General features: G+C 39.5%; 17 protein-coding genes. 13 read left to right on the top strand and 4 right to left on the bottom strand.

The window, feature by feature from the left end; all coding sequences use genetic code 11:
* The first annotated feature begins 157 nt into the window (after positions 1 to 157).
* The 8 genes from ribD to PARC_RS13930 all read left to right on the top strand — a co-directional run bounded on the left by ribD (position 158) and on the right by PARC_RS13930 (position 8,723).
* On the top strand, positions 158 to 1,282 hold the full coding sequence (gene ribD / locus PARC_RS13965; protein WP_010554582.1) for a bifunctional diaminohydroxyphosphoribosylaminopyrimidine deaminase/5-amino-6-(5-phosphoribosylamino)uracil reductase RibD: 1,125 nt from the start codon (positions 158 to 160) through the stop codon (positions 1,280 to 1,282).
* Positions 1,283 to 1,308: 26 nt separating this feature from the next.
* Complete coding sequence (locus PARC_RS13960) at positions 1,309 to 1,962, top strand: riboflavin synthase (protein WP_010554581.1); 654 nt, start codon at positions 1,309 to 1,311, stop codon at positions 1,960 to 1,962.
* A 29-nt stretch (positions 1,963 to 1,991) separates the two neighbouring features.
* Positions 1,992 to 3,104 (top strand): bifunctional 3,4-dihydroxy-2-butanone-4-phosphate synthase/GTP cyclohydrolase II, encoded by a 1,113-nt coding sequence (ribBA, locus tag PARC_RS13955; protein ID WP_010554580.1) that lies wholly within the window; start codon positions 1,992 to 1,994, stop codon positions 3,102 to 3,104.
* 100 nt (positions 3,105 to 3,204) lie between these two features.
* Positions 3,205 to 3,669: a 6,7-dimethyl-8-ribityllumazine synthase gene (ribH, locus tag PARC_RS13950; RefSeq protein ID WP_007587130.1), complete on the top strand. Its 465-nt coding sequence runs from the start codon at positions 3,205 to 3,207 to the stop codon at positions 3,667 to 3,669.
* Between the two features lie 15 nt (positions 3,670 to 3,684).
* Complete coding sequence (nusB, locus tag PARC_RS13945; protein ID WP_007587129.1) at positions 3,685 to 4,095, top strand: transcription antitermination factor NusB; 411 nt, start codon at positions 3,685 to 3,687, stop codon at positions 4,093 to 4,095.
* Between the two features lie 46 nt (positions 4,096 to 4,141).
* Positions 4,142 to 5,116 carry a thiamine-phosphate kinase gene (thiL, locus tag PARC_RS13940; protein WP_007587128.1) on the top strand — a complete coding sequence of 325 codons (975 nt, stop codon included), beginning with the start codon at positions 4,142 to 4,144 and terminating at the stop codon, positions 5,114 to 5,116.
* Positions 5,113 to 5,598, top strand: a complete 486-nt coding sequence (locus PARC_RS13935) for a phosphatidylglycerophosphatase A family protein (RefSeq protein WP_007587120.1) — start codon at positions 5,113 to 5,115, stop codon at positions 5,596 to 5,598. The genes thiL and PARC_RS13935 overlap by 4 nt, the downstream gene beginning before the upstream one ends.
* A 38-nt stretch (positions 5,599 to 5,636) precedes the next feature.
* Entirely contained in the window at positions 5,637 to 8,723 is a 3,087-nt protein-coding gene (locus PARC_RS13930; protein ID WP_010554579.1) for a ligand-binding sensor domain-containing diguanylate cyclase, read from the top strand.
* A 73-nt stretch (positions 8,724 to 8,796) separates the two neighbouring features.
* Here PARC_RS13930 and dxs read toward each other — a convergent pair whose 3' ends face one another.
* From dxs to PARC_RS13915, 3 genes are all read right to left on the bottom strand, one after another.
* A complete protein-coding gene (gene dxs, locus PARC_RS13925; protein WP_010554578.1) occupies positions 8,797 to 10,659 on the bottom strand; it encodes a 1-deoxy-D-xylulose-5-phosphate synthase in 1,863 nt (620 codons plus the stop codon).
* 105 nt (positions 10,660 to 10,764) lie between these two features.
* Positions 10,765 to 11,652: a (2E,6E)-farnesyl diphosphate synthase gene (gene ispA, locus PARC_RS13920; RefSeq protein WP_010554577.1), complete on the bottom strand. Its 888-nt coding sequence runs from the start codon at positions 11,650 to 11,652 to the stop codon at positions 10,765 to 10,767.
* Positions 11,653 to 11,654: 2 nt separating this feature from the next.
* Positions 11,655 to 11,897, bottom strand: a complete 243-nt coding sequence (locus PARC_RS13915) for an exodeoxyribonuclease VII small subunit (RefSeq protein WP_010554576.1) — start codon at positions 11,895 to 11,897, stop codon at positions 11,655 to 11,657.
* A gap of 321 nt (positions 11,898 to 12,218) precedes the next feature.
* Between PARC_RS13915 and pomA the strand changes: the two genes are divergently transcribed.
* From pomA to PARC_RS13895, 4 genes are all read left to right on the top strand, one after another.
* Positions 12,219 to 12,986, top strand: coding sequence for a flagellar motor protein PomA (pomA, locus tag PARC_RS13910; RefSeq protein WP_007587114.1), 768 nt, complete (start codon positions 12,219 to 12,221; stop codon positions 12,984 to 12,986).
* Positions 12,987 to 12,988: 2 nt separating this feature from the next.
* Positions 12,989 to 13,909, top strand: a complete 921-nt coding sequence (locus PARC_RS13905; RefSeq protein ID WP_007587113.1) for a flagellar motor protein MotB — start codon at positions 12,989 to 12,991, stop codon at positions 13,907 to 13,909.
* A gap of 152 nt (positions 13,910 to 14,061) precedes the next feature.
* Positions 14,062 to 14,550 (top strand): hypothetical protein, encoded by a 489-nt coding sequence (locus tag PARC_RS13900; RefSeq protein WP_010554575.1) that lies wholly within the window; start codon positions 14,062 to 14,064, stop codon positions 14,548 to 14,550.
* A 70-nt stretch (positions 14,551 to 14,620) separates the two neighbouring features.
* Entirely contained in the window at positions 14,621 to 16,561 is a 1,941-nt protein-coding gene (locus PARC_RS13895) for a DNA topoisomerase III (RefSeq protein WP_010554574.1), read from the top strand.
* 76 nt (positions 16,562 to 16,637) lie between these two features.
* Here the strand turns inward: PARC_RS13895 and PARC_RS13890 are convergent, their stop codons facing one another.
* A complete protein-coding gene (locus PARC_RS13890) occupies positions 16,638 to 17,948 on the bottom strand; it encodes a M20 metallopeptidase family protein (RefSeq protein ID WP_010554573.1) in 1,311 nt (436 codons plus the stop codon).
* A 111-nt stretch (positions 17,949 to 18,059) separates the two neighbouring features.
* Between PARC_RS13890 and PARC_RS13885 the strand changes: the two genes are divergently transcribed.
* Positions 18,060 to 18,917 (top strand): tetratricopeptide repeat protein, encoded by an 858-nt coding sequence (locus tag PARC_RS13885; protein WP_010554572.1) that lies wholly within the window; start codon positions 18,060 to 18,062, stop codon positions 18,915 to 18,917.
* The last annotated feature ends 394 nt before the right edge of the window (positions 18,918 to 19,311 follow it).

Below are 19,311 nucleotides of genomic sequence, written 5' to 3'. Positions count from 1 at the left end.
TATTAAAAACATGATCATTCTATCGCATTAAATAGCGCACTCACTGCGTTAAAAATTATTCATATAGAACAACTATATGTCATAATTTTCGCCTTGTTATTGCGCTATTTTCTTAGCGCTATAATAGACCACTTATTTAACGCAATTGGTATAATAAATGCTTAACCAAGTTCCTTTTACAGAACATGATGAAATGTATATGGCACGCGCCATAGAACTTGCCAAAAAAGGCCGGTTTACTACCACGCCTAACCCTAATGTTGGCTGTGTATTAGTTAAAAATAATCAAATAATTGGTGAGGGTTTTCATCAATTAGCAGGTCAAGGCCATGCTGAAGTAAATGCACTGGCAATAGCTGGTAATAGTGCACAAGGTGCAACGGCTTATGTAACGCTTGAACCGTGTAGTCATTATGGGCGTACGCCACCGTGTGCTGAAGGCTTAAAAAAGGCGGGCGTTGTAAAAGTAATTGCCGCTATGGTTGATACAAACCCACAAGTTGCAGGCAAAGGCCTTAAAATACTGAGCGATGCCGGTATTGAAGTTGCTTATGGATTACTTGAATCACAAGCTCGCGCACTTAACGTTGGCTTTTTTAAGCGAATGGAACAAGGCTTACCTTATGTGACCTGTAAAATGGCAGCAAGCATAGATGGTAAAACAGCGCTTAAAAATGGGCAAAGTAAGTGGATCACAAGTCCCGCTGCTCGCCAAGACGTACAATTATACCGAGCGCAAAGCTGCGCTATTTTAACCGGTGCCGATACCGTGTTAGTAGACGATGCTAAACTTAATGTGCGACTAAGCGAGTTGCCTTGCACGCTACCTACCGATTTACCGCTTCGCCAGCCCGTGCGTGTTATAATTGATTCACAGAATCGTTTAACGCCCAACCTTGCTTTATTTAAAATCCAAGGTGATGTAATAATATTTACGACTAAGGTTGATAAATCACTGCAATGGCCGCATTTTGTAAAGCATATTGAAGTAAGTGAAAGTAACGGCAAAGTTGATTTACAGGCTGTTTTAGAAAAGCTTGGGCAACTGCAGTTTAATAATGTTTGGCTTGAGAGCGGAGCAACACTTGCTGGTAAAATGACAGAGCTTGATTTAGTTGACGAGTTTGTTTTTTATTTGGCGCCTAAATTAATGGGCCATGATGCAAAAAGTTTAGTTAATTTTCCTGAATTGACGAGTATGCAAAACACCGTTGATTTAACATTTAATGAATGTGCGCGCATTGGTGACGATTTACGTATCACCGCGTTAAAAACTCATTAAAATCACTTAATAAAAAGAGTAGCGCTATGTTTACTGGGATAATAGAAGCCACAGGCAAAATTGCTTTATTACAAAAAAAACAAGGCGACTTAGCCATTCGTATCCAAAGTGCTGACCTTGATATGGAAGACGTAAAGCTAGGCGACAGCATTGCAACCAATGGCGTTTGCTTAACCGTAGTTGATAAACATATTGACGGTTTTAGTGCTGATTTATCTAACGAGACGATTGGTTTAACCGGTTTTGCTCATTATGTTTTGGGTCAAACAGTCAACCTTGAAAAAGCTATGCAGCCGGTTTCACGTTTAGGTGGTCATTTAGTATCTGGCCATGTTGATGGCATAGCAACTATTACAAGCATTACAGCAAACGCTCGAGCAACAGAGTATTGGCTTACAACCGAAGAAAATTTAATGAAATACATCCCGTACAAAGGTTCGGTATGTATTGATGGTATAAGCCTGACAGTAAACGCTGTAGAAGGTAATAAATTCAAATTAACAATTGTCCCACATACGAGTGAGCAAACCACAATTGCTCACTTTAAAGTAGGCACTCAAGTTAATTTAGAAGTCGATCAAATTGCACGTTATTTAGAGCGCCTTATAAAAGGTGCAGAGCAACCAACAGGCTCTGATATTTCGATGAGCTTACTCGCTAAAGCGGGTTTTATTAAATAACGAAACTGATAACTTATACGAGCAAATTTATGAATTTACACAGCGCACAAGAAATCATCGACGATATTAAAGCCGGTAAAATGGTTATTTTAATGGATGATGAAGATAGAGAGAATGAAGGCGATTTAATTATTGCCGCAGAGCATATTAGTGCACAAGCTATTAATTTTATGGCGACTCATGGCCGTGGTTTAATTTGTTTAACTATGACGCAAGAGCGTTGTGAGCAACTTGATTTACCTTTAATGGTTAAAAATAATGGTGCTGCATTTTCGACTAACTTTACAATGTCGATAGAAGCATCAAAGGGTGTTACTACAGGTATTTCAGCAGCAGATAGAGCGCGTACAGTGCAAGCGGCTATAGCGAAAGGCGCAGTACCAAGTGATATCGTGCAGCCTGGTCATATTTTTCCAATTATGGCACAACCTGGCGGCGTATTAACTCGCGCAGGACATACTGAAGCTGGCTGTGATTTAGCGCGTTTAGCTGGGCTTGAAGCATCATCTGTTATTGTTGAAATACTTAATGCCGATGGCACCATGGCGCGTCGCCCTGATTTAGAAGTTTTTGCGAAAGAGCATGATATTAAAATTGGTACTATTGCTGATTTAATCGAATACCGTAACTTAAATGAAACAACAATTGAGCAAGTTGCAAAATGTAAGTTACCAACTATTCACGGTGAATTTGATTTAGTTACTTACAAAGACACAATTGACGGCCAATTACATTACGTATTGCTTAAAGGCGATATAAAAGAGCAAGAACCGACAAATGTACGTGTACATTTGCAAAGTACCTTTAACGATATCCTACTTTCAGATAGAAGTGCTGACCGTAGTTGGGGCCTTTCAGAAGCAATGGCTTATATCGCTAAAAATGAAGGTGCTTTAGTTATTTTAGGTAAGCAAGAAAGCACTGAAGAATTAGAGGCAACTGTAAAAGCATTCGCAGCAGCTGATGCTGGCGAAAGCGTTACGCCTCGTAAATTCAAAGGTACCTCTCGTACTGTTGGCGTAGGCTCGCAAATACTTGCAGATCTTGGAATTAAACAAATGCGATTAATGAGTCGCCCTAAAAAGTACCATGCACTTTCGGGCTTTCATTTAGAAGTTGTTGATTATGTTGAGCCACAATAAGCATCACGCTTAAACTAGGCTATTATTTTATTTTTATGGTATGATGCGCAGCAATTTTTGCGCAATCGCAACCGCTTGAACTTATTTTTAGGGTTATCAAATGAAAATTATTGAAGGTAGTAAGTACGCTCCTGGCAAAAAGTTTGCCATTGTCATTTCTCGTTTTAATGACTTTATCGGTAGCAGCCTCCTTGCAGGTGCTGTTGATGAGCTAAAACGCACTGGTGGCGTATCTGATGACGACATTACCGTTATTTATGTACCAGGCGCGGTAGAATTACCTTTAGCGGCTAAACGCGTTGCGGCAAAAAAAGAGTATGATGCAATCATCGCATTAGGCGTAGTGATCAGAGGTGGTACACCACACTTTGACCTAGTTGCTGGCGAATCAAACAAAGGTCTTGCGCAAGTATCACTTGAGTATGATATCCCGGTTGCATTTGGCGTATTAACCACAGAAAGCATTGAACAAGCAATTGAGCGTGCTGGCACCAAAATGGGCAATAAAGGCGGCGAAGCTGCTTTAGGCGCGCTTGAAATGGTTAATGTGTTAGATAAAATTTAAGTTTAAGGAATTTTTGTGAAACCAGCAGCAAGACGTAAAGCACGTATCTTAGCACTCCAAGCCGTTTATTCTTGGCAAATAAGTGGCAATTTAATTGCCGATATCGAACAACAAATGTTGATCGAAACAGACGTTACTAAAATTGATGTTGAATACTTTAAAGATTTAGCGACGGGTGTTGCTGTAAATTATAAGCAACTAGACGAAGCTGTATCACCACATTTAACACGTCCGTTTAATGACTTAGATATGGTTGAGCGCGCAATTTTACGTTTAAGCAGCTATGAGCTTAAGTTCCGTGAAGATGTACCTTATAAAGTTGCTATCAACGAAGGTATTGAGCTGGCCAAAATATTTGGCGCTGAAGACAGCCATAAATTTGTAAACGGTGTACTTGATAAAGCTGTTAAGCATTTACGCAAGTAAGTAAACCGTTAAAGAGGGGAGCCGGCATAGGCCGGCTTTTTTGTGTATGAAGGAATTTGAATTAATTAACCGCTACTTTAAAGGTCGCGGGATCACCCGTCGTGATGTAAACCTAGGTATAGGGGATGATTGCGCTTTAGTAACCGTTCCACAAAACTGCCAACTTGCCGTTACAACAGATACTCTTGTTGCTGGCGTACACTTTTTTGATGATATTTCCCCTCGTGCATTAGGTCACAGAGCGCTTGCTGTTAATTTAAGTGACTTAGCGGCAATGGGCGCTGAGCCAACATGGGTTTCAGTTGCGTTAACCTTGCCAAGTATTGACCCACAGTGGATTGAAGAGTTTACTGAAGGCATGCATGAAATTGCAGAATACTTTAATGTGCAAATTATAGGTGGCGATACCACGCAAGGCCCATTAACTATCACTATTTGTGCAAAAGGGACTGTACCAGAAGGTACTGCACTTCGCCGTAGTGGTGCGAAAGTGGGTGATTGGATTTATGTTACAGGTCCGCTAGGTGACGCTGGACTTGCAATTGAGTCTCGCAAACAAGGTATAAGTATTGAGCCAGAGCATTTAAAGTACTTAAATAAGCGCTTTGACTTTCCAACACCGCGTGTTGCTGCAGGACAGGTATTACGAGGCCTTGCATCATCGGCTATTGATGTATCAGATGGTTTAATCGCTGATTTAAGCCATATACTTGATATGTCGCAAGTAAATGCAGTTGTGAATATTGAAAGTATTCCGACTTCAGATGCAATGCAAGCAAGCCTTGATTTTAATCAGCAGTTGCCATTTATTCTAAGTTACGGTGATGATTACGAATTAATTTTTACTGTACCTGATAGCAATAAAAGTATGCTAGATATAAAACTGCGTCAATATGGTGTAGATGCAACATGCATAGGCCAAATTAAAAGTGGCGATGGTCAAATTGAACTTTTACACAACGGTGAGAAGTTTGATTTTAAGCAGCAAGGTTTTGAGCATTTTGCAAAGGAGCTGGTTTGAACAAAAACCGAAAGTTTAATTTAAAGCGCCCACATCAGTTTTTTGGTTTGGGTTTTGGTACTGGGTTAGCCCCTAAAGCACCTGGTACATTTGGCACTTTTGCTGCACTGCCATTCATTTTTATGACTATGTATTATCCGCTATGGTTGCAAATTGTGTTTGCCGTAGTGATCAGTATATTTGGTATATGGGCCTGTGGTAAAACGGCTGATGATTTAGGCGTGCACGACCATCCTGCTATTGTATGGGATGAAGTGGCAGGTTATTACATTACAATGATTGGTGCAGCACTTAGCTGGCAAACATTACTCGTTGGTTTTTTGTTATTTCGCTTTTTTGATATAGCAAAACCTGGCCCAATCCGTATGCTAGACAAACGAGTACATGGTGGTTTAGGTATTATGGCCGATGATATACTTGCGGGCGTTTTTTCGCTTATATGCTTACAGGCGCTAATAAAAGTGGGTTTACTACCCTTTTAATTTTTTATATTTGATTTGTTTAACTAGGTGGCAGCAATATGATGCGATTTTTACTGGTTTGTGTACTGATGTTGTGCGCGACACCAAGTTGGGCTTCAATTAGTGATTACGTAGTTAAGCAATGGAATATAAAAGATGGTCTACCTTCGCAATCACTTAAAAGCGTAGTACAAGACCAGCAAGGCTATATGTGGCTTGGTACTCAGTTTGGCTTAAGCCGTTTTGATGGCACAACATTTACAAACTACAACACGCAAAATAGCCCGTTCTTGCCTAGTAATGGTATTAATAAACTTTTAGTCGATTCTAGTGGCTTATTATGGGTAGGTACTAAAAGTGGCTTAGTAGTTATTAATCCTGCCACATTTGCAGCACAAGAGTTTAATATTAAAGGTCCAGTAAGAGATATCCTTGAGGACTCTAAAGGCAGCATATGGATTGCGGCTAATGGTTTATACTATGTAGATAGAGGGCAAGTTGATTTACGCACTCAAGTAAATGGTCCCCTACCTATTGTTAATGCTACCGTAATTACCCAAATTGTTGGCTCTGTTAGCCAAATGGCACTCTCTCCTGAAGGTATTTGGCTAGTTAATGATCGTCATTTATTACGCCTTACTAAAAACTCATCAGATTTTTCTAAACTACGTTTAGAGCTTACCGCAAAAATATCGTTACCAGAGCGCTTAGCGCAAACCATAGTGCACGATTTATCATTTTTAAATGGTAATTTGTATATAGCTTCTGAGCTAGGTGCATACTTTTTAGATTTAGATGACGAGCTAAGACCTTTTCCTTTACCTAATGCAAATAACTCAGCCGTTTATAAGTTTATGAGTGATACCGATGGTGGCTTATGGGTTTCGACTTATGGACGTTTATTATTTAGAGATAAAACCGGTGAGTGGCAATGGGTAGAACCAAGCCAACTTGATCAAAGCATATGGTTTGCTGATATTTTTAGAGATGATAAAAATAACGTTTGGTTAGCAAGTTTTAGTGAAGGCTTATGGCTTGCCCATGAAGGGCGAGTAGAAAGGCATTCAGCTGTTTCAGATATGACCGAGTCTGTTATGGCTATCAGCCAAGCACCCGATGGTAAACTGTGGGTTGCTAACAAAAGCGGCATTGGTTATTTCGATTTAGATAAAAGTTTTATTAATTTAGTTCCAAGTAGTAAATATGGATACGCGTCAGTACACGATCTACAATTCGATGGTGAACGATTATATATAGCCACGGGGCGCGGCTTATTTGTTTTTGAAAACAAGACACTTTACACCGTCCCTGGTCGAGCGCTTCGCGATAACCCGGTATTTGCAATAAGTCGCTCTAGTAAAGGCGGTTTTTGGATTGGTACCGGACGCGGTTTATATCGATTAAATTATGCTGGTTTAACGCCTTTTGCATATAACGCTTTTTTAGGTAGTAAGTTTATTACCTACGTATTGGATAAAACAAACTTTGGTGTGATTGGTACTAGTAAAGGCGCATATTACTTTACAGATCGCGGCATTGAAAAAATTGGTGACCAAACAACACTTGAAGGTGCATACGTAACTAGCGTGTTACATATAGATGGCGTGGGTATTTTGATCGGCTCTCTTAACGATGGGCTTTTTTATAGAAGTACGCAAGGGCAGTGGCGTCAACTCGATGCAGCTAATGGTTTACCGTATGGTTCTATATTTAGCCTAGAATATGATGAAAAGTTAAAGCATGTTTGGGTAAGCACCATGAAAGGTGTTTACAGAATGCCTGTAGAGCAATTTAAAACAGAAATAAAAAGCTTAAAAGTTGAAGAAGTCATTTCATCTTTTGACCGTCAACTCGATGGTAAAGCGAATCAATGTTGTAGTGGACTTGGGCATGATGCGGTAGCAGACACCGGCAATTCTATTTGGTACCCAAGCTTACAAGGTGTTGTTGAAATACCTAAAAACGTAGAGCTATTTGGTGTGCTTGCATTAAAGCCAACAATAGAAACAATAACAACGCCACTTCGTCATTTAACTACCGCTGCGCTTGGTAAAAAACCATCATTAGAAACAGATGAGCGTGATATAACGCTAACTTACACAGCTATTGATTACTATGCACCAAACAGTATTGAATTTAGATATAAACTAAGTGGCTTAGATAGTGACTGGCGCTATGCTAATACGCGACGTGAAGCTATTTATACTAACTTGCCTCCAGGCTCGTTTTTGTTTCAATTAGAAGCGAAGCGCCAAGGTGAAGACTGGACTAAAGCGCAAGAAGTAGAATACGGCTTTGTAGTGCCTGAGCGCTTTGACGAAACTATTTACTTTAGGCTTTTAATTACCAGTGGCTTTATTTTGCTTTTTTATCTCATTTTTTGGGTGTTTAGAGCGCAAGAGCGTAGAAAACAAGAAGCATTAGAGGGCTTGATCACCGAGCGTACCTTAGAGCTTCGTCAAGCTAATGATAAATTAGGCCAAGTGAATTCACAGCTTAAATTAGTTAGTCACTCAGATGAGCTAACGGGGCTGCGTAGCCGCCGCTTTTTGTTTGATCAACTCCCTAAAGATATTGAACACTTTCAACGTAATTCACAATCGCTGCAGGCACAAGGCAAGTCACTGGTGCTGGTAATTATTAACTTTGATAACTTCAGCCGTATCAATGATGCCTATGGCCCAATTGCAGGTGATAGCTGCTTACAGCAAATGGCTGCATTATTAAATTCGCGTACGCAGGGTTCTGACTATGTGGCACGTTGGAGTGGTGATGAGTTTTTACTATTATTACGTGATTTTAAATGCAATAAAATAGACAGCTATGCTTCAGATCTTTGTAAAGTAATAGCGGCTAATTCATTCCAATTACCAAATGGAAAAACAACTAATATCACGGCATCAATTGGTTGGTCATTTTATCCATTACCACTTTTGGGTGGGCAGGTAATTAGCTGGGAGACATCTATTAACCTAGCAGATATTTCACTACACCAAGTTAAAAAGCGCGGTGGTGATGGTGTTGCAAATATTACGTTTGATGATCAGCTTGATGCATTTGAGTTTGAACAAAATTCTAACGTTGATCAACAATTAGGTATTTTACAAAGCAATGGCCTAGCTGATATTAAAGTGTGGATGCGCTGATCATCAATATTTGATATTAAAAAAGGAGCCTAGGCTCCTTTTTTAATATGCTCAACTTTAGATGTATAGGAAGTTAATTAATAAACGCTTTAATAGCGGTTAATATTCCTTGCTCGCCTAACCCCATTTCATCGTGCATTTCATCTTGAGTGCCGTGTTTAATAAACTCATCAGGAATACCTAAGTTAAGGATATTAATATCAGTTTTTTGCGTTGCTAAGAATTCGTTAACTGCAGAGCCGGCACCGCCAGCAATCGCATTATCTTCAAGCGTAACAATTACATCGTGGCTAGTTGCAAGCTCATTTAAAAGTGCGGTATCAAGTGGTTTAATAAAACGCATATTAACAAGCGTTGCATCTAATTCATCTGCAGCAAGCTGTGCATTTTCAAGTAATGTACCGAACGATAAAATGGCAATTTTACTGCCTTTCTTAATTGTATCTGCCTTACCTATTTCAAGCAGTTGCATAGTGCTTTCAATGTCTGCAGTACCTGCACTACCTCGAGGATAACGAACTGCAACAGGGCAGTTTGCTTTATAACCGGTGTATAGCATTTGGCGGCATTCGTTGGTATCGCTTGGTGCCATAATTACCATATTTGGAATGCAGCGCATAAAGCTTAAATCGTACGCACCTTGGTGAGTTTCACCATCGGCTCCAACAATACCAGCGCGGTCAATGGCAAATAATACAGGTAAGTTTTGCAGTGCAACATCATGTATTAATTGGTCATACGCACGTTGTAAAAAGCTTGAGTAAATAGCAACAACAGGTTTTAAACCTTCACAGGCAAAGCCAGCGGCTAAAGTAACGGCATGCTGCTCAGCAATAGCTACATCAAAGTACTGATCTGGATGCTCTTTAGAAAAACGTACCATGCCTGAACCTTCGCGCATTGCAGGCGTGATAGCCATTAACTTACTGTCTTGTTCGGCCATATCACATAACCAATCGCCGAATACTTTTGAAAAAGTAGCAGCACTAGGTTTAGATTTAGGTAGGCTAGTTGTGCTCGGATCGAATTTTGGTACACCATGATAGCCAATAGGATCGGCTTCAGCCGGTTTGTAGCCCTTACCTTTTTGGGTTTTTATATGTAAAAGCTGTGGGCCTTTTAAATTACGCATATTACGTAATGTATCTACAAGCATGTTTACATCGTGACCATCAATGGGACCAATGTAATTTAGGCCTAATTCTTCAAAGAAGGTACCCGGGATCATCATGCCTTTAATGTGCTCTTCCATTTTACTGGCAAGTTGCTTTACCGGAGGCACACCTGAGAGTAACTTTTTACTACCTTCACGAATGTTAGTATAAAAGCTACCTGATAAAATTCGAGCAAAGTGATTTGTTAATGCGCCAACATTTTCAGAAATCGACATTTCGTTATCATTTAAAATAATAAGCATGTCTGATTTTACATCACCTAAATGATTCATCGCTTCAAATGCCATGCCTGCGGTTATAGCTCCGTCACCAATAATGGCTACAGACTTTCGACCTTTACCTTCTTTTTGTGCAGCAATAGACATACCTAAGGCAGCTGAAATAGAGGTGCTTGAATGGCCTACGCTAAACGTATCGTATTGGCTTTCATCGCGAAAAGGAAAAGGGTGTAAACCGTCTTTTTGGCGAATGGTGTGCATTTGCTCGCGACGACCAGTAAGAATTTTATGCGGATAAGCTTGATGACCCACATCCCAAACTAGGCGATCGTCTGGAGTGTTATAAACATAATGCAGGGCAACGGTTAGTTCAACCGTCCCTAAACCAGACGCTAGATGACCGCTACTTTGCGATACTGAGTTGAGTAAATAATCGCGCAGCTCATTGCTAAATGCAGGGAGTTTGTCTTGCGCTAAGTCACGCAATTGGGCTGGCTCGTCAACCAAATTAAGTAATGGATACTTGCTACTATCAAGTGTCATGGTTTTATATATATCCTTCGCTAACATTAATTAATTCAAAGCTTTTACGAATAATTAATGTTGAGTAATAATGTCAGTGCTAATTGCAATACGTATGAGCAAAAATTAGTGGTCACGCTCAATTAGATAATTTGCTAGCGACGCAAGAAGTGTTGTGTCAGCATCTATATTTGCTAACGCTTCATGGGCTTGTTGTATTAAATTCTGCGCCTTTTCTTTAGCGCCTAGCATACCTAATAACGCCGGATATGTCGCTTTATTCGCGGCAATATCGGAGCCTTGTGGCTTTCCTAAAATAACTGTATCGCCTTCAACATCTAAAATGTCGTCGTGTACTTGAAATGCTAGCCCTATAGCATACCCAAAAACACTTAAATTTTCTAAGGTTTGTTGATCAGCCTTTTCACTGCACAGTGCACCAAGTGTAATTGCACAATTAATTAAAGCTCCGGTTTTTAACTTATGTATTCGCTCAAGCTCTTGTACGGTAATTACTTTATCTGTTGCTGCTATGTCAAGGCCTTGTCCGCCAACCATACCCTCAAGGCCTGATGCGTGGGCAAGTGTAGCAATCATTTTTACTTGTGTTTGCGATGAGCATGCAAATTTGTGATTCGCAATAAACTCAAAAGCAAGAGTTTGAAGAGCATCACCGGCTAAAATTGCATTTGCCTCGCCAAACTCTATATGACAAGTAGGGCGTCCACGGCGTAAATCGTCGTCATCCATTGCCGGCAAGTCATCATGAACTAACGAATAGCTATGAATGCACTCAATTGCAGCAGCAAGTACGTTTAAGTCTTGATGGTTTGCGCCGAGCATTTTACCTGTGGCATAAACTAAAAATGGACGTAATCTTTTACCGCCATTAAATAATCCATACTGGGTGGCGTTCTTTACCGTTTCTTCTGTATCGAGAGGCTGGTTAAAATGCTGTTGTAAGGTCGCTACTACATCTTTTTGAGCACGTTCAATATGATTTTTTATGCTCACAGCTATTCCATATCATTATCAAAGTTTGTAAGTACTGACTTTTCGCCATTCCCCATCAAAATTGATACTTTTTGTTCTGCTTGCTGTAATTTCCTTGATGAAGCACTTGCTAATGCAATTCCACGTTCAAATTGCTTTAACGATTGCTCAAGCGATAAGTCACCTTGTTCCATGTCACTAACGATTGTAGATAATTCTTCTAGTGCTTGTTCGAAACTTAAGTTTTCAGGTTTTTTAGTCGCCATCTTTATTTCAGCTTACATAATAAATTTAGGGGTCAATTTTAGGGGGAATGCTAAACTAGGTCAAAGGATGATATTGGTTTTTTACCTTTATAACGTTAAATTATATTTCAAGTGCATTAATAAAGCCTTAATAGCGGTCTGTTGGTTTAATAAATCAATTGATAATTAGGTAGCCCTTATAACTTGATCTAAGATAGTGCTAAAGGCTGCTTTTTATGTTTATTTATAAAAATGGCTTAAGCAATTCAATATGTTGCCGATAAGCAGTTAATAATAAAAGTTTATGATAAGGCCATTAAGCATGAAACTTCTGGAGGAAATGTGGATTTAGCAACCATAATCGGGATCCTAGGCGCAATTGGCTTAATTGTCATGTCTATGTTTATGAGTAGTAGCGGTGAAATGGCTATGTTTTACAATACCCCGTCTGTGGTTATTGTATTTGGTGGTTCACTCTTTATTGTTTTATCAAACTTCACTATGTCGCAATTTTTGGGGATAGGTAAAGTTGTTGCCAAAGCGTTTATGTTTAAAATCGAAACGCCAGAAATACTTATCGAAAAAGCAGTAGAACTTGCGGATTCAGCTCGTAAAGGCGGTTTTTTAGCACTCGAAGAAGCTGAAATTCCAAACCCCTTTATGCGCAAAGGCGTCGATATGCTCGTTGATGGCCACGACGCAGATGTAGTTCGCGCTACACTTCAAAAAGATATTTCTCTAACCACGACTCGCCATGAATTGGGCGCGGGTTTATTTAAGTCGTTAGCTGATATAGGGCCTGCAATGGGTATGATTGGTACTCTAATTGGTTTGGTTGCAATGTTGTCTAACATGGATGACCCAAAGGCAATTGGTCCGGCAATGGCAGTAGCACTATTAACAACTTTATATGGCGCGTTTTTAGCCAATGTTGTGGCAATTCCTATTCAGGTAAAACTTGAACTGCGTAAAGACGAGGAAGCGATGAATCAGCGTTTAATTTTGGATGCTATTTTAGGTATACAAGATGGTCAAAATCCAAAAGTAATCGAAGGTATTTTGAAAAATTACTTAGCTGAATCTAAACGCAAAGTAGATACCGAGGAGTAACTATGTCTGATCAAGAGTGCAAATGCCCACCACCAGGTTTACCTGCATGGATGGGAACGTTTGCCGATTTAATGTCACTGTTAATGTGCTTTTTTGTACTCTTGCTCGCGTTTTCAGAAATGGATGTACTTAAGTTTAAACAAATTGCGGGCTCTATGAAGTTTGCTTTTGGTGTGCAGAATAAAATTGAAGTAAAAGACATCCCCAAAGGTACCTCTGTTATTGCCATGGAGTTTACCCCAGGCAAACCAGAGCCAACCCCAATAGAAACCATTCAGCAGCAAACAGTCGAAATGACTCAACAAATGTTAGAGTTTCAGGCTGGCGATGAAAGCTCAGCAGGCGGCAGGCAAGAACAGCGCGGGGATAAACGCGGTGGCGAATCTCGTAGTACCTCACAAGAAGAATCTTCTGAGCAAGCAACTTCAGCAGCCGATCAGGAGCAAACTAACGAGCTTGTTAAAAAGATAGCGCAGCAGCTTGAAAAGCAAATAATCGATGGCGCAATTGAGCTTGAGTCTTTAGGGCAGCAAATAATTATTCGCATTAGAGAGAATGGTTCATTTCCTTCAGGTAGTGCATTTTTACAACCTAAGTTTAAACCTATAATTCAAGATATCGGTGTGCTGTTAAAAGATGTACCCGGTGAAATAACAGTATCTGGCCATACAGATGATTTTCAGGTATCGAATGAGTTATATATTAATAATTGGGACCTATCATCAAAGCGTGCTGTAGCCGTCGCAAGTGAACTGCAAAAAGTCCAAGGATTTGATAAAACCCGAATGATGGTGGTTGGTCGAGCTGAAACACGACCACTTGTACCGAATGACACCGATGAAGATCGCCGCAGGAATCGCCGAGTAGAAATATCTATATTACAAGGTAAAGCAAAAGAGTCAGCTCCTATAGATGTAAGATAACTTTTATTGGCAAACACACTTATTTATCATAAAGTATGCTTTCTTTAACAAATGTAACGGAATAGTTTATGAAAAAGGTCGATAAGTTTAGTCATATGCCAGGAAATGGCGGTGGTAATGACGATGATGAAAAAAAAACTTGATTAACTCTAATGCCTGAATGGTTTTTAAAGACTATATTGATATTAGATACTAGTTGGGTGTTTATTTTAAGCCCTGCTATTTTCATCTTTTATTTTAGAAAAGATTATTTGGCCCTGCGTTTCGCTTTAATTACAGCCGCTTTTTTTTTATATGGAACCATTATTCATCCTTACTTGAAAGAGTTTGATAATGGGATTTATGTTTATCGATACCTTGTTTGGGCCCTTAATGATATTGCTTGGATGGCACTCATCGCATATCTGGGTTTAAAAGATAAGGTTTATTTATGGCAATGCGTATTAGGTCAATTGGTTGTTATTATGGCACCAATTTTACAGCTATTTAGATTAGTCGACCGCCATTTATGGGATCTTTCTTATAGTACATACATTTATAAAACCTTATTGCCATTTATTAATATAGGCACCGTTGTTGTTTGTTATCTTCCGCTTATTTATATTTTAACAAAAGACAAAAAAAGCCCAGCTAGCCAATAGTTACAAAAAGTTCCCTCCTTTAAAATAGCTGTGCTAGACTACTGTTTATATAAACAGTGATGAGCAGGCTATGAAACTCTACATTGCAGAAAAACCTTCACTTGGACGCGCTATTGCTGATGCGTTACCAAAACCACATAAAAAATATGATGGTTATATAGAAGTCGCTAATGGCGATTGTGTATCGTGGTGTATTGGACATTTGCTAGAACAAGCAGAACCCGATGATTACGATGAGCGCTTTAAAAAGTGGCAGTTTGAACACTTACCTATAATACCTGAACAGTGGAAGTTAAAAGCCAAAACCAAAACTCGCAAACAGCTCACTGTTTTAAAAAAATTAATTAAACAAGCCTCGCAACTTATTCACGCTGGCGATCCAGACCGTGAAGGCCAGCTACTAGTCGATCAAGTAATTGAAGAAGCTAAAATAAGTCAGGCTAAAAAGCAGAGTACGCAACGTTTACTCATTAGTGATTTAAACTTATCGGCGGTAAAAAAATCACTGGGTACTATGCGTTCTAATCGAGATTTTATTCCGCTAAGTGTATCTGCTTTAGCGCGCTCTCGTGCTGATTGGCTATTTGGTATGAATTTAACACGTGCATACACACTAGCTGGGCAAAAAGCAGGGTTTGGTAATGTGCTTTCGGTAGGGCGAGTACAAACCCCTATTTTAGGTCTTGTTGTTAATAGAGATAACGAAATAGCACACTTTGTATCTAAGCCTTTTTACGATGTACTGGCGCATTTACTTACTCCAGATAACCAGCCATTCATAGCTAAGTGGGTTCCTAGTAAAGCATGTGAGCCACATCAAGATGAAGAAGGGCGAATACTTAACAAAGCACTCGCACAAAATGTTGCTTCACGCATTACAAAGCAAAGTGCTGAGCTTACTTCACTTGACCAAAAACAAAAAAAACAAAGTGCTCCATTACCTTATAATTTATCTGCACTACAAATCGATGCGGCTAAAGCATTTGGTATGCCAGCTCAAAAAGTGTTGGATATTTGCCAAATACTTTACGAACGTCATAAATTAATTACTTACCCACGCTCGGATAATCGTTATTTACCTAAAGATCACCATCAAGATGCATCAGCTATTTTTAAAGCTATAAGTGCTAATGGTGGGCAAAGCAGTGAATTAGTAAACGGGGCTGATGTAAAAAAGCGTAGTAAATGTTTTAACGATTCAAAAGTGGCTGCCCATCATGCCATTGTGCCTACGGCTAAGCAGTTAAAGTCAGCGAGTTTGAACGGTGACGAAGCGAAGGTATATCAATTAATAAGCCGCCATTACCTAATTCAGTTTTATCCCGACTATATATATAACGAAACTAAAGCAGAGATAACAATCGCTGGCGGATTATTTAAAGCAAATGCAAAACAAGATGTAAGCCTGGGCTTTAAGGTATTAATGGGTAAGTCTGAATTAAAAGATGAAGCTACGTTACCTCCTTTAACTAAAGGTATGCCTCTTTTTTGTGAGCAAGGCGAAGTGGTCGAAAAGCATACATCACCTCCTGCTTATTTTACCGATGCTACATTATTGGCTGCGATGACCGGCATTAGTCGTTATGTTAAAGATCCACAAATTAAAAAAGTATTAAAAGACACTGATGGTTTAGGTACGGAGGCAACACGTGCGGGAATAATCGAGTTGTTATTTAAGCGGCGTTTTTTAAAACGTGAAGGTAAGTCAATTAGAGCGACCGAAACGGGACTTGCCCTTATTAGCGTATTACCACAAGGTTTAGCGAGTCCTGATTTAACCGCAAAGTGGGAATCGAGCTTAGGTGATATCGCGCAGCAAGTAATGAGTTATCAGCAATTTTTACAGCCTTTACTTGCTGACCTAAATGGGTTTGTACAATTAGCAGCAAACTGCGATAGCAATGCATTTGCAAGGTTACCAAAAAGCTCACCTAAAAAACGCTTTGCTAAACGAGGTGGAAAAGCGACCCTTAAAAAGTCGAGTTATAAAAAAAGCTCTGTTGCTAGTTAGCTACAGAGCCATTTTATTAAACGATATTACTTAACCTGAACTCTGCTTGAGATAGATTTATTATCCAGAATTCAGGTTACTTATTAAATAAAGCAACAGCAGCGTTACTCATTGCTTTTATTCCGGTAGGGATAGCAACTTTATAATCTGGTGCAAATTTACTAGAGTGTAGGGAAGGGAGTACTTCACCTGTTTTTATCGAATCTGCATATTGTGCTTGGTTTACACCTCCTAGCCAAAATAAGGTAATCGGGATATTTTCATCGGTGCGTCCGAATAGGCCAAAGTCTTCACCCGCCATTACAGCTTGTGTTTCAAGCACATTAGTATCACCAATTGCGCTGGCAATAGAGTTTCTAACAATGTCTGTTTGTGCAGGGTTATTATAAGTAGATGGAATAGATTCATCTTCATGTACATATACTACAGGGTAGTTTGATTCATTTAGGCCAGCACTTTGTGCAATACCTGCCGTGATTCGTTTTATTGCTGCTATTTGAGCACTTCTAACATTTGGGTTATAGCTTCTGAGAGTGAGTTGTAGTTTTACTTCATCCGAAATCACATTATGTTTTGAGCCACCATGAATAGACCCAACCGTAATAACCGAAGGCTCTAGCGGTGAAAGTTCTCGGCTTGTGATTGTTTGCAGAGCAAGTACTGTGCGTGCAGCTATAATCACAGGGTCTATAGTTGTATGCGGATAAGCACCATGACCACCTTTACCTTTTATTGTAATATCGACAGAATCTACACTTGCCATAGTGTATTCATTTTTCATTGATACCTTACCAGCGGGGACGCTAGCACTTACATGCAAAGCAATTATATGATCAGGTTTTTCATATTTACTAAATAGTCCTTCGCCTAACATGGCTTTAGCACCCCCACCAACTTCTTCGGCAGGCTGTGCAACCATCATCAAAGTGCCTTTCCATTGATCTTTGTGTACTATTAATTGCTCAGCAGTACCAATAAAAGAGCTCATGTGAATATCGTGGCCACAACCGTGCATTACACCTACTTTCGCACCATGCTCGTCTATTACTTTAACTTTTGAGGCATAGGACTTTCCTGTCTGCTCTATAATAGGTAAGCCATCGGTGTCAGTACGGATCATCACGGTTGGACCGTTTCCGTTTTTGTAAATGCCGACAACACCAAAGCCACCTACATTACTTGTTACTTTAAAACCCAGCTGAGTTAATTTATCCACTATTTTATTACCCGTTTCTTGTTCGTGATAAGAAAGCTCTGGCGATTGGTGTAAATCAAGGTAAAACTTTTCTATAGCTGGCATGGTTTTGCTTAAATTCAAATCGAGTCCATTTGCTTGTACTAATGGGCTTGCTAATAAAAGTATTGCACTTAGATAAGTTAATTTCATGTTTTCCCTCATTGTTGAATATGTATACCGGATGATTTAGGTATATGACTTGTAATTATTATGTTCACCACCATATAAAAACCTAAATAGATGAATATGGCAATCAATTCAATGAGCAACATAGTTAGTATTAATGCGCAAAACCTTCAACAAGTACTCGGTGAAACATCACAGCAAAAATTGGTGTTGCTTAACTTTTTCTCTCCTCAAAGTCCTGACTGCATCGGACAGGCTGCAATTTTAGATAAAATAGCGGCTGAATATGCAAGCTATATAGTAGTAGCAAACCTAGATTGCGATGCAGAGCAAGCACTCGCTTCTCAACTTGCGCAGCAAGTTGGTCTTCAAACTCTGCCTACGCTTGTATTATTAAAAGACTCTGCACCAGTAGATTTACTTGCAGGTGTTCAAAGTGAGGCACAAATACGCGAAGCCCTAGCAAAGCATTTACCTGCGCAACAAGACTTACTGTTAGAGCAAGCAAAACAAGCGTTATTAAAGTCAGATTTAAATGCTGCATTTAATTATGCAAAGCAAGCTTATGAAATAGACAGCGGTAATGCACGCATCAAATTAGTGCTTGCAGACATATGTATTCAAATTCACAAGGTAGATGAAGCCCAAGCGCTTATAAATACAATAGACGTACAAGAGCAAGATGCTTACTTTAATAATATAAAAGCAAAATGCGAAGCTGCGCTTGAAGCAAAAGACTCACCAGAGATTAAAGAAAAGCAACAACAAGTAGAAAAGTACCCAAATGACCTAGAATTAAAAGAAGAGCTCAGTATTTTACTCAATGAAGCAGGCAGAAAAGAAGAAGCATTGGATATACTATTTACAGTGCTGCAAAAAGATCTGAATTTCAATGAAGCGAAACCAAGCTTTTTAGCCATTATTGCCTCTTTACCCGATGGTGATGCGCTCGCAGCAAAGTATCGTCGCAAGTTATATAGTATTTTATACTAGGGTCTGTTGCTCTTTGCGGATTAAAATTTGTTCAAACTAGGGGGGGTTAATCGCGGCGCGAGATTTGTAACCTAGTGGGCTCGGTAACTGCTCCTGCGTTACCCTACTGGCTTACATCCATGTAAGAATAAGTAAAAACCGAGTAACAAAGAGTAAATAGCCCCTAGGAAGAACCCTTTGGGCAGCGCCTGTTTGGCATTAATGCTACGTTATCGCCTATTTATGGGGAGTAACCACACTACATAGGCTCTGCCTTGCCTGAATACCAAACAGGCTGCTGCAAATTTAACCTTGAAAGATAAACAGACCCTAGATTCTAATAACTATTACTTTTGAGAAGCACCTAAATAAGGTGCTTTTTGCATTTTTAAGGTTTTAATTAAAAGCTATAGAA

This window comes from Pseudoalteromonas arctica A 37-1-2 (genome assembly GCF_000238395.3).
In the GTDB taxonomy this organism is placed as follows: Bacteria; Pseudomonadota; Gammaproteobacteria; order Enterobacterales; family Alteromonadaceae; genus Pseudoalteromonas; species Pseudoalteromonas arctica.
Note: the sequence above shows the minus strand (reverse complement) of the source record. Positions and strands in the feature narration are given on the sequence as shown.

What these genes read in the sequence shown, in the direction of transcription:
- PARC_RS13905 (WP_007587113.1), top strand. Translation starts at nt 12,989, where the DNA reads ATGTCTGATCAAGAGTGCAAATGCCCACCACCAGGTTTACCTGCATGG.
- PARC_RS13930 (WP_010554579.1), top strand. Translation starts at nt 5,637, where the DNA reads ATGATGCGATTTTTACTGGTTTGTGTACTGATGTTGTGCGCGACACCA.
- ribH (WP_007587130.1), top strand. Translation starts at nt 3,205, where the DNA reads ATGAAAATTATTGAAGGTAGTAAGTACGCTCCTGGCAAAAAGTTTGCC.
- ribD (WP_010554582.1), top strand. Translation starts at nt 158, where the DNA reads ATGCTTAACCAAGTTCCTTTTACAGAACATGATGAAATGTATATGGCA.
- ribBA (WP_010554580.1), top strand. Translation starts at nt 1,992, where the DNA reads ATGAATTTACACAGCGCACAAGAAATCATCGACGATATTAAAGCCGGT.
- PARC_RS13900 (WP_010554575.1), top strand. Translation starts at nt 14,062, where the DNA reads ATGCCTGAATGGTTTTTAAAGACTATATTGATATTAGATACTAGTTGG.
- PARC_RS13895 (WP_010554574.1), top strand. Translation starts at nt 14,621, where the DNA reads ATGAAACTCTACATTGCAGAAAAACCTTCACTTGGACGCGCTATTGCT.
- PARC_RS13915 (WP_010554576.1), bottom strand. Translation starts at nt 11,897, where the DNA reads ATGGCGACTAAAAAACCTGAAAACTTAAGTTTCGAACAAGCACTAGAA.
- thiL (WP_007587128.1), top strand. Translation starts at nt 4,142, where the DNA reads ATGAAGGAATTTGAATTAATTAACCGCTACTTTAAAGGTCGCGGGATC.
- PARC_RS13885 (WP_010554572.1), top strand. Translation starts at nt 18,060, where the DNA reads ATGAGCAACATAGTTAGTATTAATGCGCAAAACCTTCAACAAGTACTC.
- PARC_RS13960 (WP_010554581.1), top strand. Translation starts at nt 1,309, where the DNA reads ATGTTTACTGGGATAATAGAAGCCACAGGCAAAATTGCTTTATTACAA.
- PARC_RS13890 (WP_010554573.1), bottom strand. Translation starts at nt 17,948, where the DNA reads ATGAAATTAACTTATCTAAGTGCAATACTTTTATTAGCAAGCCCATTA.
- dxs (WP_010554578.1), bottom strand. Translation starts at nt 10,659, where the DNA reads ATGACACTTGATAGTAGCAAGTATCCATTACTTAATTTGGTTGACGAG.